At 72.5% G+C, this 14,105-nt stretch carries 14 protein-coding genes and 1 tRNA gene; 4 read left to right on the forward strand and 11 right to left on the reverse strand.

What is annotated here, in order from left to right; translation table 11 throughout:
• Positions 1–476: 476 nt before the first annotated feature.
• Entirely contained in the window at positions 477–1,244 is a 768-nt protein-coding gene (locus C1I97_RS16360) for a FadR/GntR family transcriptional regulator (protein ID WP_111003957.1), read from the reverse strand.
• A gap of 151 nt (positions 1,245–1,395) precedes the next feature.
• On the opposite strand from C1I97_RS16360, the gene C1I97_RS16365 reads away from it, so the two are divergent.
• The 4 genes from C1I97_RS16365 (at position 1,396) to C1I97_RS16380 (ending at position 6,986) form a co-directional block, all read left to right on the forward strand.
• Positions 1,396–2,973, forward strand: a complete 1,578-nt coding sequence (locus C1I97_RS16365; protein WP_111003969.1) for an ABC transporter substrate-binding protein — start codon at positions 1,396–1,398, stop codon at positions 2,971–2,973.
• Positions 2,974–3,065: 92 nt separating this feature from the next.
• Positions 3,066–4,016 (forward strand): ABC transporter permease, encoded by a 951-nt coding sequence (locus C1I97_RS16370; RefSeq protein ID WP_111003958.1) that lies wholly within the window; start codon positions 3,066–3,068, stop codon positions 4,014–4,016.
• Between the two features lies 1 nt (position 4,017).
• On the forward strand, positions 4,018–6,018 hold the full coding sequence (locus tag C1I97_RS16375) for a dipeptide/oligopeptide/nickel ABC transporter permease/ATP-binding protein (RefSeq protein WP_111003959.1): 2,001 nt from the start codon (positions 4,018–4,020) through the stop codon (positions 6,016–6,018).
• The gene (locus C1I97_RS16380; protein ID WP_111003960.1) at positions 6,015–6,986 is read left to right on the forward strand and encodes an oligopeptide/dipeptide ABC transporter ATP-binding protein; all 972 of its coding nucleotides are present in this window, start codon (positions 6,015–6,017) and stop codon (positions 6,984–6,986) included. The genes C1I97_RS16375 and C1I97_RS16380 overlap by 4 nt, the downstream gene beginning before the upstream one ends.
• A 257-nt stretch (positions 6,987–7,243) precedes the next feature.
• On the opposite strand, the gene C1I97_RS16385 is transcribed toward C1I97_RS16380, so the two are convergent.
• The 10 genes from C1I97_RS16385 to C1I97_RS16430 form a co-directional block, all read right to left on the reverse strand.
• Positions 7,244–7,753: a nucleoside deaminase gene (locus tag C1I97_RS16385; RefSeq protein WP_111003961.1), complete on the reverse strand. Its 510-nt coding sequence runs from the start codon at positions 7,751–7,753 to the stop codon at positions 7,244–7,246.
• A 108-nt stretch (positions 7,754–7,861) separates the two neighbouring features.
• Positions 7,862–7,935 (reverse strand) — tRNA-Pro (locus C1I97_RS16390).
• Between the two features lie 128 nt (positions 7,936–8,063).
• Entirely contained in the window at positions 8,064–8,423 is a 360-nt protein-coding gene (locus C1I97_RS16395) for an MmcQ/YjbR family DNA-binding protein (protein ID WP_181446749.1), read from the reverse strand.
• Positions 8,424–8,480: 57 nt separating this feature from the next.
• Positions 8,481–9,383, reverse strand: a complete 903-nt coding sequence (locus tag C1I97_RS16400; RefSeq protein WP_111003963.1) for a LysR family transcriptional regulator — start codon at positions 9,381–9,383, stop codon at positions 8,481–8,483.
• 44 nt (positions 9,384–9,427) lie between these two features.
• A complete protein-coding gene (locus C1I97_RS16405; RefSeq protein WP_111003964.1) occupies positions 9,428–10,627 on the reverse strand; it encodes a glycine C-acetyltransferase in 1,200 nt (399 codons plus the stop codon).
• Between the two features lie 44 nt (positions 10,628–10,671).
• Positions 10,672–11,700 (reverse strand): L-threonine 3-dehydrogenase, encoded by a 1,029-nt coding sequence (gene tdh, locus C1I97_RS16410; protein WP_111003965.1) that lies wholly within the window; start codon positions 11,698–11,700, stop codon positions 10,672–10,674.
• 178 nt (positions 11,701–11,878) lie between these two features.
• On the reverse strand, positions 11,879–12,484 hold the full coding sequence (locus C1I97_RS16415) for a GAF domain-containing protein (RefSeq protein ID WP_111003966.1): 606 nt from the start codon (positions 12,482–12,484) through the stop codon (positions 11,879–11,881).
• Entirely contained in the window at positions 12,481–13,167 is a 687-nt protein-coding gene (locus C1I97_RS16420; RefSeq protein WP_181446750.1) for a GTP-binding protein, read from the reverse strand. The genes C1I97_RS16415 and C1I97_RS16420 overlap by 4 nt, the downstream gene beginning before the upstream one ends.
• Entirely contained in the window at positions 13,145–13,522 is a 378-nt protein-coding gene (locus C1I97_RS16425) for a DUF742 domain-containing protein (protein ID WP_111003967.1), read from the reverse strand. Before C1I97_RS16425 ends, C1I97_RS16420 begins: the two co-directional genes overlap by 23 nt.
• Positions 13,519–13,953, reverse strand: coding sequence for a roadblock/LC7 domain-containing protein (locus C1I97_RS16430; protein WP_111003968.1), 435 nt, complete (start codon positions 13,951–13,953; stop codon positions 13,519–13,521). Before C1I97_RS16430 ends, C1I97_RS16425 begins: the two co-directional genes overlap by 4 nt.
• Positions 13,954–14,105: the final 152 nt, after the last annotated feature.

The raw sequence follows: 14,105 nt of genomic DNA on the forward strand, positions 1-14,105 counted from the left end.
CATGGGGGCTACTCCATGAGCTGGGGGCGGAACTGCTGGTCGCCGATCGCGGCCGGCTGTTCGCGAACACGAGACATAAGACGTCTGACGTCTGAACAATAAGATGTGTCAGCCCGGGTCGGTCAAGGGGGTCGGCCCACGCCCTCACTCCCGCCCCGGACGGCGCTTCCCCCGGCGGGAGGGACACGGAGCCCGCCGACGAGGCGGGCAGGCGGGTCCGGAGACGTGCTGCGGGCCACGGTCCGGACCGGCGGCCCGGGGCGGACGGGGCCGACCGACGTGCCGCCCGGTCACACAAGCCGGGCCGTGACCCCGTCCATGGCCCCGGACCGGCGCCCCAGGCCCGATGCCCGAGACCGCCACCTGGACAAGCCGGACGGCGGTCTCGGGCAGCGGTTCCGTCGGGCGAGCAAAGCGAGCGGGTCGGGGCCGCGGCCCGGTCGTAAACCGGCCCGCGGCCCCGCCGCACCGGCCGGTCAGGCCGTGGGCCCGGGTTCGCGTGCCGCGCCGTCGGTCACCCGGGCCTCCGCCAGCCTCCTGCGCACCGGCGCGTAGTGACCGGAGAGGGCGCGGACGAAGCCGTCGACGTCCCCCTCCCTGGCCGCCCGCACGATCGCGCGGTGGTCGGCGACGGTGCTGGCCTGGGCCTCTTCCGAGATGCCCTTCAACTGCGGCGCCACGATGGCATAGACGTCCCAGAAGGCCAGCGAGAGCTGGCTGACGAGCTTGTTGCCCAGCGGTTCCATCAGCCGCTCGTGGAAGGCCCGGTCGCACGCGGCGAGCCCCTGTTCGTCAGGGGCCCCGCGCCGGTCCATCTCGTCGACGAGGGCGTCGAGGGCGTCGAGGTCCTCGGGCGCGAGGGTCGCCATGATGCGTTCGGCCATGCCGCGCTCGATCAGTTCGCGCACCTCGACCAGTTCGGACAGGGTCCGGAAGTCGTTCTTGGGACTGAGCAGACCGCGGAAGGCCAGGCCCTCCACCAGCGCGGACAGGCTCATCCGGCCCACATAGGTGCCGTGGCCGCGCCGCACCTCGACGATGTCCAGGACGGCCAGGGTCTTCACGGCCTCCCGGATGCTGGACCGGCTGGCGCCGAGGGCGGTGCACAGTTCCGCCTCCGACGGCAGCGGGTCGCCCGGCTTGAGGTGATTGTCGAGGATGTAGCTCTTGATCGCCTCCGAGACCTCCTGACGCAGTGACGGCCTGGCCGCCGTCCGTACCTCCTGAGGACGCGACGAATTCACCTCTTGACCCCTTCTGCTCAGTGAAGCTACCTTCACACCCTACCAAGGTCGGACATCAGACGTCCGATGACCCGGCCTCAGTTCTTCAACCATTTCCTCGCCTTGTGCCGCCCCAGGAGGACACCACGTGTCGTACAAGACGTCCGTCGGCATGGATCGTCGCAGATTCCTGCGCTACGCGAGCGCCCTCGGTGCCGCCACGGCCCTGACCACCTCGCTCTCCGCGTGCAGCGGCCCGGCCTCGACCGGCTCGAACGCCGGCGCGGGCGGCGGTGGCGGCAGCACGGACACCATCGAGACGGGCATCTCCTACGCGCTCTCGACGGGTTTCGACCCGATGAACGCCTCGGGCGCCACCCCGATCGCGGCCGACCTGCACGTCTTCGAGGGCCTGGTCGACCTCGACCCGGCCACGCTGGAGGCCCGGCCCGGCCTGGCGACCGCGCTGCCCGTCAAGGTGAACGCCACCACCTACCGCGCCACGCTGCGTGAGGGCGCCACCTTCCACGACGGCTCGGGCGTCACCGCCGAGGACGTCGTCTTCAGCTTCGAGCGAATCCTCGACGAGAAGAACGCCTCGCTGATGGCGCAGTTCCTGCCGTTCCTCGACTCGGTCAAGGCCGTCGACGCCAGGACCGTCGAGTTCAAGCTGAAGTACCCCTTCGCCCTGTTCCCCGGCCGCGTCTCGGTCGCCAAGATCGTCCCGAAGAAGATCGTGGAGAAGGACCAGAAGGCCTTCGACGCCCTGCCCGTCGGCTCCGGCCCGTACCGGATGGTCTCGGCCACCCGCGAGGACAAGATCGTCTTCGCCGCGTACGACAAGTACAACGGCAGCCACCCGGCCAAGGCCAAGAACATGATCTGGCGCCTGGTCTCCGACCCCGCCGCACGCGTCAGCGCCATGGAGTCGGGCCGCGTGCAGGCCATCGAGGACGTGCCCTACCTGGACGCGGACCGCCTCGCCAGGAAGGTGAAGGTCGAGTCCGTGCAGTCCTTCGGCCTGCTGTTCCTGATGTTCAACTGCAAGAAGAAGCCGTTCGACGACAAGCGCGTGCGCCAGGCCCTGCACTACGCCCTGGACACCGAGAAGCTCATCACCACGGCCATGGCCGGCAACGGCTCGGCCGCCCGCAGCTACCTCCAGCCGACCCACCCCGACTTCCACCAGGCCGCCACGGTCTACGGGCACGACCCGGCCAAGGCCAAGAAGCTGCTGGACGAGGCCGGCGTCAAGAACCTCACGGTCACCCTGCTCACCACCGACACCGGCTGGGTGAAGGACGTGGCCCCGCTGGTCAAGGAGAGCTGGGACGCCATCGGCGTGAAGACCACGCTGAGCATCGGCCAGGCCTCCGCCCAGTACGCCAAGGTGGACGGCGGCTCCTACACGGTCATGCTCGCCCCCGGCGACCCGTCCGTCTTCGGCAACGACGTCGACCTGCTGATGCGCTGGTACTACTCCGGTCTGTGGCCCGAGAGCCGCTACGGCTGGGGCGGCACCGCCGCGTACAAGAAGGTCAACTCGCTGCTCGACAAGGCCGCCAAGGCCACCGACGAGGCCACGCGCAAGGACCTGTGGGGCCAGGCCGTCGACCTGGTCGCGGACGAGGCCGCGCTCTACCCCGTCCTGCACCGCAAGCTGCCCACGGCCTGGAACGACAAGGCGCTGAAGGGCTTCAAGCCCCTGCCGACCACGGGCCTGTCCCTGCTGGACGTCAGCCGCGCCTGACCGGCGCCTGACCTCGGAGCCGTGACCGTCGCCCGGCTCACACCGCCGGGCGACGGTCACCCCCGGTGCCGCACCCTCACTAGGAACCCACGATGGTCACATTCCTCCGGCTCGCGCTGCGCCGTCTGGCGATCATGCCGGTGATGGTCCTCGGCATCACGCTGCTCGTCTTCGTGGTGCTGCAGTTCTCCCCCGTCGACCCGGCCTACAACGCCCTCGGCGACGGTGCCTCGGCCGCGGCCCGCGCCGCCTACGCGGAGGCCAACGGGCTCAACGACCCGCTGCCGGTGCGCTACGTCCGCTTCCTCGGCCAGCTGCTGAGCGGAGACCTCGGCTCCACCGTGCCGCCGAGCCAGCCGGTGATCGACCGGATCTCCGTCGCGCTGCCCCTCACCGTCCAGCTCACGGCCCTGGGCCTGGTGATCGCCGTCGTGCTCGCGCTGGTGCTCGGCGTGACCGGCGCGGTCTTCCGGGACCGCTGGCCCGACCAGCTCACCCGGGTGCTGTCGATCGCGGGCGTCGCGGTGCCGTCGTTCTGGCTCGGGGTGCTGCTCATCCAGCAGCTCGCGCTGAACAACCCGGTCTTTCCCACCGGCGGCTACGTCAACCCGGCCGACTCCTTCGGCGGCTGGCTTAAGAGCATGACGCTGCCGGCGTTCGCCCTCGCCGTCCCCGTCGCGGCCTCGCTGGCCCGCCTGGTGCGGACCTCCATGGTGGCCGAGCTGGACCGCGACTACGTACGGACCGCCACCGGCAACGGGCTGCCCCGCCACATCGTGGTCCGGGGCGTGCTGCGCAACGCGCTGATCACTCCGCTGACCGTGCTCGGCGTGCGGGTGGGCTACCTGCTCAGCGGCGCGGTCGTGATCGAGACCATCTTCGACCTGCCCGGCATGGGCAAGCTGATCCTCGAGGGGGTCACCGGCGGCGACGTCGCTCTCGTCCAGGGCACGGTGCTCACCATCGCCGTCGCCTTCCTGGTCGTCAACGTCGTTGTCGACCTGCTGTACCTGCTGGTCAACCCGCGCATCAGGACGGTGTGACATGTTCCCCAGGCCCGGTCTCGTCAGGAGACTGTCCCGCCCCGGCATCCGGTTCCGGACACTGCCGCTGTCCTCGCGCGTCGCCGTCTGCGTGCTGGTAACCGTGGTCCTCGCCGCCGTGCTCGCGCCGCTGATCGCCGCCGACCCGCTCGCCACCGGGACCCCCGTGCAGCCGCCCAGCGGTGCCCACTGGTTCGGCACCGACCGCGTCGGCCGGGACATCTTCGCCCGTGTCGTCCACGGCGCCCGGTACTCCCTGGTCATCGGTCTGGGCTCGACCGCCGCGGCCCTCGTGCTGGGCGCCGTCCTCGGCTCGATCGCCGCCACCTCGCGCAAACTGGCCGACGAGTCGGTGATGCGGACGCTCGACGTGGTGATGGCCTTCCCGCCGATCGCGCTGGCGGCCGTGCTGGTCACCGTCTTCGGCACCAGCCTGCCCGTCCTCATCCTCTGCATCGCCTTCGTCTACATGCCCTCGCTGGCCCGTGTGGTGCGCGCCAACGTCATGGCGCAGTACGGCGAGGACTACGTGGCCGCCGAGAAGGTGGTCGGCGCCCGCCGCGCGTACATCGTCGTCCGCCACGTGGCCGTCAACTGCGCCGCGCCTGTCATGGTGTTCGCCACCGTGCTCGTCGCCGACGCCATCATCTTCGAGGCCAGCCTGTCCTTCATCGGCGCCGGTGTGCAGGACCCCGACCCCAGCTGGGGCAACGTCCTGTCGTACGGCCGGCAGATCCTGCTGTCCGGCGGCTGGTGGGCCACCCTGCTCCCCGGACTGGTGCTGCTGGCGACCGTACTCGCCCTGAACATCCTGTCGGAGGGCCTCACCGACGCGGCGGCGGCGCCGTCCCACGCGCGCGCCGACGACGGCGACCCGCACTCCGCCCCGTCTTCCGTGGCCGCTGACACCGCTGACACCGCTGTCTCCGGCGCCTTTGGCGGTACGGACACCGCGCCGGTGGACGTCGACGCCGCGCTCGCCCGGCTGTCGGCGCGGGTGCTGAGCGGCCCGCCCGCCATCACACCGGTCGCCGACGACGCGGCCGTACTGCTGGCCGTGAAGGACCTGGCCATCCGCTTCCCCGACCGCTACGGCGACACCCGGGTCGTGGACGGCATCTCCTTCTCGGTCCGCGAGGGCGAGACCCTCGGCCTGGTCGGCGAGTCCGGCTGCGGCAAGAGCATCACCAGCCTGGCCGTCATGGGGCTGCTGGCCCGCAACGCCGAGGTGAGCGGGCGCATCGAGTACCGCGGTCAGAACCTCCTGGAGCTCGGCCCCCGGCAGCGCCGGGCCCTCAACGGCCCGGAGATCGCCATGGTCTACCAGGACGCGCTCTCCTCGCTGAACCCCTCGGTGCTCGTCGGCCGGCAGCTGAAGCAGCTCACCAGCCGCGGCGGCACCCAGACCCCGGCCGAACTGCTCGAACTGGTCGGCCTCGACCCGAAGCGGACCCTGCGCAGCTACCCGCACGAGCTCTCCGGCGGCCAGCGCCAGCGCGTACTGATCGCCATGGCGCTCTCCCGCAGCCCCCGCCTGCTGATCGCGGACGAACCGACCACCGCCCTCGATGTCACCGTCCAGGCCCAGGTGGTGGAACTCCTCGTACGGCTGCGCGACGAGCTCGGCTTCGCGATGGTCCTCGTCTCCCACGACCTGGCGCTGGTCGGCGACCTCTCGCACCGTGTCGCGGTGATGTACGCCGGCCAGGTCGCCGAGGTCGCTCAGACCAGGTCGCTGCTGTCCGCGCCCGCCCACCCCTACACGCGCGGGCTGCTCGGCTCGGTGGTGTCCCTGGAGACCGGTGCCGAAAGGCTGCACCAGATCCCCGGCATCGTGCCGGCGCCCCGCCGCTTCGGGGCCGGCTGCCGGTTCGCCTCGCGCTGCGCCGCGGCGACCGACCTGTGCCGCGCCACCCCGCCCGTCCTCGGCGGCGGCCCCGACCACAGCACCGCGTGCCACCACCCCGTGCCGGCCGCCCGGCTTCAGGAGACCAACCGATGATCCGGCTCGACCACGTCCACGTACGCCACAAGGCCCGCGGCGGCGGCCTGTTCGGCCGCAGTCACGTGCACGCCCTGACCGACGCCTCGCTGGAGGTCGGGCGCGGCGAGATCGTCGGCCTGGTCGGCGAGTCCGGCTGCGGCAAGTCGACCCTGGCCCGGGTGCTCACCGGTCTGCAGCGGCCCACCGAGGGCACGGTCACCTTCCACGGCGAGGACCTGTGGGCGATGCCCGGCGCCCGGCGGCGCGGCGAGTTCGGCTCCTGCGTCGGCGTCGTCTTCCAGGACCCGTCGACCGCCCTGAACCCGCGGCTGCCGGTGGGCCGGATCCTGCGCGACCCGCTGGACGTGCACCGGCGGGGCGGCGAAAAGGAGCGCGACGCACGGGTCGAGGAGCTCCTGGACCTGGTCGGCCTGCCCGCGCACACCCTGCGGGCCCTGCCCGGCCAGCTCTCGGGCGGGCAGCGCCAGCGCGTCGCCATCGCCCGCGCGCTCGCCCTGGAACCGGAGCTGATCGTCGCGGACGAACCGACGAGCGCGCTGGATGTGTCCGTGCGCGCGCAGGTCCTCAACCTCCTGGTGGACCTGCGGGACCGGCTGGGCCTGGGCATGGTGTTCATCTCGCACGACATCCAGACCGTGCGGCACCTCGCCGACCGGCTCGCCGTGCTCTACCTCGGGAGGATCGTGGAGGAGGGCCCCGCGCGGCGCGTCGCCGACTCCCCCGCGCACCCGTACACCCAGGCCCTGCTGTCGGCCACCCCGAGCCTGATGGAGCGCAGCGAACGGATCGTGCTGCACGGTCCTGTGCCGTCGGCGGTCAACCCGCCGCCGGGCTGCCCGTTCAGCACGCGCTGCTGGAAGGCGGACGACGCCTGCGTCGCCGCCTTCCCCGCGACGCGTTCGGACCCCGGCGAGACCCATCGGTGGCACTGCGTCCATCCGCAGACCGGGGACGACCGGGCGTAGGAGCGGCCGGCGGCGAGGACTCCGGGCCGGCCACGGCCCGCCGGGCCCGCGCGGTGTGCGTGCCGGGCCCCCGCGGTGTGCGTGCCGGGCCGGCGCCCCGGCCGCCGTCCGCCCCGGCCGGATGCACGAGAGCGAAGACCCGCGGGCCCGGTGCGGGCCGCGGGTCTTCAGGCGTTCGCTTGTCGCCGACGTCCGGCGACGTGCGGGCGTCCGGCAGCCGGGGCTCGGCGCCTGCCGCACCGTCACGCCCCGTGCGGTCAGGCCCCTGCGCGGCGCGCCGCCCCGTGGAAGCCCCGGTGCAGTTCGCGCAGCCGGTCGGCGAAGGCCGGAACGGGCCCCTGTACCGTCAGGCCGGGCACCACGTCCTGGATCGCCAGGCAGCGCACCGGGGGCGGCGGCACGTCCAGCTCGGCCAGCCAGTCCGTCAGCTGGGCGGACGAGTGGGCGTAGACGATCCGGCCGAGACCGGCCCAGCCGTGGGCGGCCGCGCACATGGGGCAGTGCTCCCCCGAGGTGAAGACGGTGGCCTCCGCCCGCTCCCGCTCGGTGAGGTGGGTGGTGGCCCAGCGGGCCAGCTCGAACTCCGGATGCCGGGTCTGGTCACCGAGGCTGTGCACCCGGTTGCGGTCCTCCGCCAGCACCTGCCCGTCGGCGGCGACCAGCACCGAACCGAACGGCTCGTCCCCGGCCCGCAGCGCCTCGGCCGCCAGTTCGACGGCGCGCTCCAGGTGCCGCAGCTCGGCGGCGTCCAGCTCGACGGGGGCCATTGCTCTCTCCTTTGCGCGAGGCACGTGGGCGCGGAACGCGTGGGCAGGGAAACCGAAAGGGCCGTACCGGATCACTCCGATACGACCCTCGACCTGCCTCTTCGCAAGTCGGGACGACAGGATTTGAACCTGCGACCCCTTGACCCCCAGTCAAGTGCGCTACCAAGCTGCGCCACGTCCCGTTGCCCGTCTGACCTGGGGTTTCCCCTGGCCGAACGTGCAGGGAAACAATACCGCACTCGGGTCGGTGGTCGCGCACCACTGTGTGGGGCCGTCGGTACGCCAGGGCTCGTCGTACACGGCGGGGATCTCACCGCGCGGCGGGCAGACCCAGCCCGGGATGGGCCTCCAGCAGCCGGGGCGGGGCCGCCTGGCGCCAGGAGTCGGCGAGGATGTCACGCAGCTCGCCCTCGTCGTCCAGCGCGGCGAGCCGGACCCGGACCCAGGCGAACTGCGCCTCGTGGCCGGCGGTCCAGAACTTCTCCGGCTCGGCCAGGACCAGTTCGTCGCGCTCCTCCCTGGGGCAGCGCACGGCGATGGAGGTCTCGTCCTCCGGCAGCGTGGCGAACATCTTCCCCGCGACCCGGAACGTGGGCATGCTCCAGGCGGTCTTCTCCGTGGTGTCCGGCAGGGACAGGGCGATACGGCGTACGTCTTCGGCATCCGGCATGCACGGCACGCTAACCCGTCCCACTGACAGTGACCCCCGGCAGGCGCCGGCCAGGCCCTACGTCCGCGCCGCCTCCTCCAGGGCCTGGAGCACCGGGCGGATCAGCGGGTGCTCCTCCGCTCCCCGGCGCACCGCCGCGAAGACCCGGCGGGTGGGTGCCGCGCCGACGACGGGGCGTACGACCACGCTCGTGAGGTCCATGCCGCGCAGGGCGGAGCGGGGGACGAGGGCCACGCCCGCGTCGGCCGAGGCGAGCGCCACGACGGCGCGGAAGTCGTCGGAGGAGTGCTCCAGACGGGGGTGGAATCCGGCGTTCTCGCAGGCCAGGACGACCACGTCGTGGCAGGGGTTGCCGGGGTAGGGGCCGATCCAGGGGTCCTTGGCCAGCTCGGCCAGGGGCACTTCGGCGGCGTCGGCCAGGCGGTGGGTGACCGGGACCACCGCGTCGAACGGCTCGGCGTACAGCGGTACGTGGGTCAGCCGGGGGTCGTCGGCGGGCGGCGCGCCCCGGTACTCGACGGCGACCGCCACGTCCACCTGCCGGTCCAGCACCATCGGCAGGCTGGCGTCGCCCTCCGCGTCCTGGACGCGGATGCGGATGCCGGGCGCCGTACCGGCCAGCCGGGCCACCGCGGGCGCGACGACCTGGGCGATGCCGGTGGCGAAGGCGGCCACGGTGACGGTGCCGGCCTCGCCGGAGCCGTACGCGGCGAGTTCGGCCTCCGCCCGCTCCAGCTGGGCGAGGACCGCGTTGGTGTGGCGGAGCAGGATCTCGCCGGCCGGGGTGAGCCGTACGCCCTTGGCGCTCCGCTCGACCAGCCGGTGGCCGGTCTCCTGCTCCAGCGCCGTGAGCTGCTGCGAGACGGCGGAGGGCGTGAGGTAGAGCGCGGCGGCGGCAGCCGTCACCGTGCGGTGGTCGGCCACCGCACGGAGGATGTGCAGCCGCCGCGCCTCGATCATGCGAACGATTATCGCAACATGCGCGGCAGGGGGCGGCCCCCGGCTCAGCCCTCCAGTTCCGCGCGCGCCGCGACGAACGCGTCCACCGCGCGGTTCACGTCGTCGGTGGAGTGCGCGGCGGACAGCTGCACGCGGATGCGTGCCTGTCCCTGGGGCACGACCGGGTAGGAGAAGCCGATCACGTACACGCCGCGCTCCAGCAGCAGTTCCGCCATCCGGCCCGCCCTGGCCGCGTCGCCGATCATCACCGGCGCGATGGCGTGGTCGCCGGGGAGGACGTCGAAGCCCTCCTCGGTCATCCGGGAGCGGAACAGCGCGGTGTTCTCGGCGAGCCGGACCCGCAGGTCGTCGGCCGTCTCCAGCAGGTCGAGCACCTTCAGGGAGGCCGCCGCGATCACCGGGGCGAGGGTGTTGGAGAACAGGTACGGCCGGGAGCGCTGGCGCAGCAGGGCGACGATCTCGGCACGGGCGGCGACGTAGCCGCCGGAGGCGCCGCCGAGCGCCTTGCCGAGGGTGCCGGTGATGATGTCCACGCGGTCCATGACGCCGTGCAGTTCGGGGGTGCCGCGGCCGCCGGGCCCGACGAAGCCGACGGCGTGCGAGTCGTCGACCATGACCATCGCGTCGTAGCGGTCGGCGAGGTCGCAGATCTCGCGCAGCGGGGCGACGTAGCCGTCCATGGAGAACACGCCGTCGGTGACGATCAGCTTCCGGCGTGCCCCACCCTCGGTCGCCTCCTTCAACTGCCGCTCCAGGTCCGCCAGATCGCGGTTGGCGTAGCGGAAGCGGCGGGCCTTGGACAGGCGGATGCCGTCGATGATGGAGGCGTGGTTGAGGGCGTCCGAGATGACGGCGTCCTCCGGGCCGAGCAGGGTCTCGAACACGCCGCCGTTGGCGTCGAAGCAGGAGGAGTACAGGATCGTGTCCTCCTGGCCGAGGAACGCCGACAGCCGGGCCTCCAGCTCCTTGTGCACCTCCTGGGTGCCGCAGATGAAGCGCACGGAGGCCATGCCGTAGCCCCAGCGGTCCAGGGCCTCGTGGGCGGCGGCGATCACCTCGGGGTGGTCGGCGAGGCCGAGGTAGTTGTTGGCGCAGAAGTTGAGGACCTCGCCGGGGCGGCCGCCGGCGGTGACCTCGACGGTCGCGGACTGCGGGGTGCCGATGACGCGCTCGGGCTTGTGCAGGCCGGCGGCGCGGATCTCGTCGAGGGTGGCGCGCAGGTCGTCGCGCACGGAGTCGAACATGGGAAAGCTCCTGGGAATGCTTGTGCTGAGGGCGGGTTACCGGGTTACGCGGTCCAGTCGAGGATGATCTTGCCGCCCCTGCCGCTCGCGGCGTCGGCGAAGGCCGCCTCGAAGTCGTCGTAGCCGTACCGGCCGGTGATCACGGGCGCGAGGTCGAGGCCGCCCTCCAGCAGCACCGACATCGCGTACCAGGTCTCGAACATCTCACGGCCGTAGATGCCCTTGATGGTGATCATCGAGGTGACGATCCGGGCCCAGTCGACCGGGAATTCCTCGGACGGCAGGCCGAGCATGGCGATCCGGCCGCCGTGCGTCATGTTGGCGATCATGTCGCGCATGGCCTCGGGACGGCCGGACATCTCCAGGCCGACGTCGAAGCCCTCACGCAGGCCGAGCGTGCGCTGGCCCTCGGCGATGGTGGCCTCGGAGACGTCGAGCGCGAGGCTCACGCCGATCTTGCGGGCCAGTTCCAGCCGTTCCCCGCTCACGTCGGTGATGACGACGTTGCGCGCGCCGGCGTGCCGCGCGACGGCCGCCGCCATCAGACCGATCGGGCCCGCTCCGGTGATCAGCACGTCCTCGCCGACCAGTGGGAAGGACAGCGCGGTGTGCACGGCGTTGCCGAACGGGTCGAAGATCGCGGCGATGTCGAGGTCGACGGGGACCCGGTGCACCCAGACGTTGGCGGCGGGCAGGGCGACGTACTCGGCGAACGCGCCGTCGCGGCCCACGCCCAGCCCGACCGTGGCCCGGCACAGGTGGCGGCGCCCGGCCAGGCAGTTGCGGCACTTGCCGCACACCAGGTGGCCCTCGCCGCTGACCCGGTCGCCGGGCTTGATGTCGGTGACGTCCCGGCCGGTCTCGACGACCTCGCCGACGAACTCGTGCCCGACCACGAGCGGGGTGCGGATCGCCTGCTGCGCCCAGCCGTCCCAGGCCCGGATGTGCAGGTCGGTGCCGCAGATGCCGGTCCGCAGGACCTTGATCAGTACGTCGCCGGGTCCGACGGCGGGCTCGGGGACGTCCGCGAGCCACAGCCCGGGTTCCGCCTTCTGCTTGACCAGCGCCTTCAACGCAACGGCTCCTGTGGATCGGGCCCCGGGTCCGGGCACGCCGAAAGGGCCCGCGTCCGGGGAGAGGAGTGGAATCGCACAGCAATCTGCCGTACGGCGGCGCCGGGGTCCATCGAGGATTTCTTAAGCGCGGCCACAGTTCCGCTTCACGCCGTGTCCGGAGCCGGCCGTCCGGCGCTCAGCGCGGGAAGCCGTCCTCCTCCAGCCGGGGGACGAGTTCCGCCGCGGCCGCCTTGATGGTGCGCAGCCCCTCCCGGCCCCACGGCCGCGGCTCGAGGTCGACGACGCACACCGTGCCCAGCACCGTCCGCGTGCTGTCGATGAGCGGGGCGCCGAGGTAGGAGCGGATGCCGAACTCGTCGACGGCCGGGTTGCCCGCGAAGCGCGGGTAGTCGCGGACGTCCTCCAGCACCAGGGCCTTGCGCCGCACCACGACATGCGGGCAGAAGCCGTGGTCGCGGGCGAGGCGGCGGCCCACTTCGCGCCGGGTTCCGACGCCGCCGCCGTCGATGCCGGGGTCGGTGCCGGGGTCGGTGTCGACGGTCAGGACGTCGCGCTCGGGCCGGTGCAGCCCGGCGAAGAACTGCCCGTGCTCGCCGAGGAGGTTGACCATCGCGTACGGCGCCCGGGTGAGCGCGGCGAGCCGGTCGGCGAAGGCGTCCAGGGCGGGCTCGGGACGTTCCCCGAGGCCCAGCTCGCGCAGTCGCCGGGTGCGGGCGGGGGCGTCCCTGTCCTCGGGGGTCAGCAGCAGGCGCCCGGCCGGGCGCGGCGGGTCGTAGCTCATGGCCGGGCTCCGTCGCTGTCGGCACAGGTCGTGTGCGGGCTCCGTGGCGGGTGTGCGTGGGCGAGGAGGTGCCCTACCAGGGCGAGCAGCGTCTGGACGCCCGAGCTGGAGATACGGGCGTCGCAGGGGACGACGGGGACCTCCGGGGCGAGGTCGAGGGCGGCCCGCACCTCCTCGGGGTCGTAGCGGTGGGCGCCGTCGAACTCGTTGACGGCGACGATGAAGGCGAGGCCGCGCTGTTCGAAGAAGTCGACGGCCGCGAAGCACTCCTGCAGGCGGCGCGTGTCGGCGAGGATCACCGCGCCCAGGGCGCCCTCGCACAACTCGTTCCACATGAACCAGAACCGCTCCTGTCCGGGCGTGCCGAACAGGTAGAGCACGTGCCGCGGGTCCAGGGTGATACGGCCGAAGTCCATCGCCACGGTGGTCTCGACCTTGTTCTCGATGCCGTCGAGGTTGTCCGTGGCCGCGCCGACCGTGGTGAGCAGCTCCTCCGTGCTGAGCGGGGCGATCTCGCTGACCGCGCCGACGAAGGTCGTCTTGCCGACCCCGAACCCGCCCGCCACCAGGATCTTCAGCGCGGTGGGGAAGGGGTCGGAGCCACCCTGGCCGCCGTGGCCGCCCCCTCGGCCGCCGCCGTGGTCGGTGCCGCCGCCGTACTCAGAGCTGTCGTCGTAGTCCATCGAGCACTGCCTCCAGAAGGGCCCGGTCGGTGGGGTGTTGGTGGTGAGCGGGGGGCTCGGTGGTGAGCGCCCCGCAGTCGACGAGGTCGGACAGCAGCACCTTGGTCACCGCGGCCGGCAGCTTCAGATGGGCGGCGACCTCGGCGACCAGGACGGGGTCGCGGCTCAGGTCCAGCGCCTGGCCGTGTTCGGGGCCGAGACAGCCCAGCGGCGTCACCCCGGTGGCCATCACCTGCGACATCAGGTCGAGCGCGATGCTGGGCCGGGTGCGTCCGTTGCTGACCGTGAAGGGGCGCACCAGCCGTCCGGCCGCATCGTCGAGCCAGGGCCCGTCGCCGGCCGCCGCCGCGCTCAAGGCCGCAGCGCCGGGGGTTCGGCGGACTGCTGCCGGGGAGCGGTGGCGAGGTAGGGGCGGACGCTCTTGACCAGCATCGCCATCTCGTAGCCCAGGACCGCCGCGTCGGCCTCGCGCCCGGCGAGCACGGCGAGGCAGGTGCCGGAACCGGCGGTGGTGACGAACAGCAGGGTCGAGTCGAGTTCGACGACGACCTGCCGCACGTCGCCGCCGTCGCCGAAGCGGACGCCGGCGCTGCGGCCGAGGGAGTACAGGCCGGAGGCCAGGGCGGCCATGTGGTCGGCGCTGTCGTGGTCGAGCCCGTGGACGGACTTCACCAGCCCGTCGCAGGACAGCAGGACCGCGCTGTAGGTGTGCGGTACGCGCTGTACGAGGCCGCTCATCAGCCAGTCGAGGTCGGAGGCCTGGCCGGTCGGCGCATCGCTCGCCATGGTGGATCGACTCCTTGGGGTACGAAGGTCCGCAAAGGCGCGGGGCGGCAACCGCATCCGCACCACGGCCGCCAAGCTCGGCCTGCCCCACCTGGCGGAGACCATCAACGAGTACACCCGCCGGGCCGACGAAGCGAAGATGGGCTACCTCG

Source organism: Streptomyces sp. NTH33 (assembly GCF_003236365.1).
Lineage (GTDB): Bacteria > Actinomycetota > Actinomycetes > Streptomycetales > Streptomycetaceae > Streptomyces.

Bases quoted from the DNA above. Each gene is read 5' to 3' on its own strand.
- C1I97_RS16365 (WP_111003969.1), top strand. From the start codon at position 1,396: ATGGATCGTCGCAGATTCCTGCGCTACGCGAGCGCCCTCGGTGCCGCC.
- C1I97_RS16370 (WP_111003958.1), top strand. From the start codon at position 3,066: ATGGTCACATTCCTCCGGCTCGCGCTGCGCCGTCTGGCGATCATGCCG.
- C1I97_RS16375 (WP_111003959.1), top strand. From the start codon at position 4,018: ATGTTCCCCAGGCCCGGTCTCGTCAGGAGACTGTCCCGCCCCGGCATC.
- C1I97_RS16380 (WP_111003960.1), top strand. From the start codon at position 6,015: ATGATCCGGCTCGACCACGTCCACGTACGCCACAAGGCCCGCGGCGGC.
- C1I97_RS16385 (WP_111003961.1), bottom strand. From the start codon at position 7,753: ATGGCCCCCGTCGAGCTGGACGCCGCCGAGCTGCGGCACCTGGAGCGC.
- C1I97_RS16395 (WP_181446749.1), bottom strand. From the start codon at position 8,423: ATGCCGGATGCCGAAGACGTACGCCGTATCGCCCTGTCCCTGCCGGAC.
- C1I97_RS16400 (WP_111003963.1), bottom strand. From the start codon at position 9,383: ATGATCGAGGCGCGGCGGCTGCACATCCTCCGTGCGGTGGCCGACCAC.
- C1I97_RS16405 (WP_111003964.1), bottom strand. From the start codon at position 10,627: ATGTTCGACTCCGTGCGCGACGACCTGCGCGCCACCCTCGACGAGATC.
- C1I97_RS16415 (WP_111003966.1), bottom strand. From the start codon at position 12,484: ATGAGCTACGACCCGCCGCGCCCGGCCGGGCGCCTGCTGCTGACCCCC.
- C1I97_RS16420 (WP_181446750.1), bottom strand. From the start codon at position 13,167: ATGGACTACGACGACAGCTCTGAGTACGGCGGCGGCACCGACCACGGC.
- C1I97_RS16430 (WP_111003968.1), bottom strand. From the start codon at position 13,953: ATGGCGAGCGATGCGCCGACCGGCCAGGCCTCCGACCTCGACTGGCTG.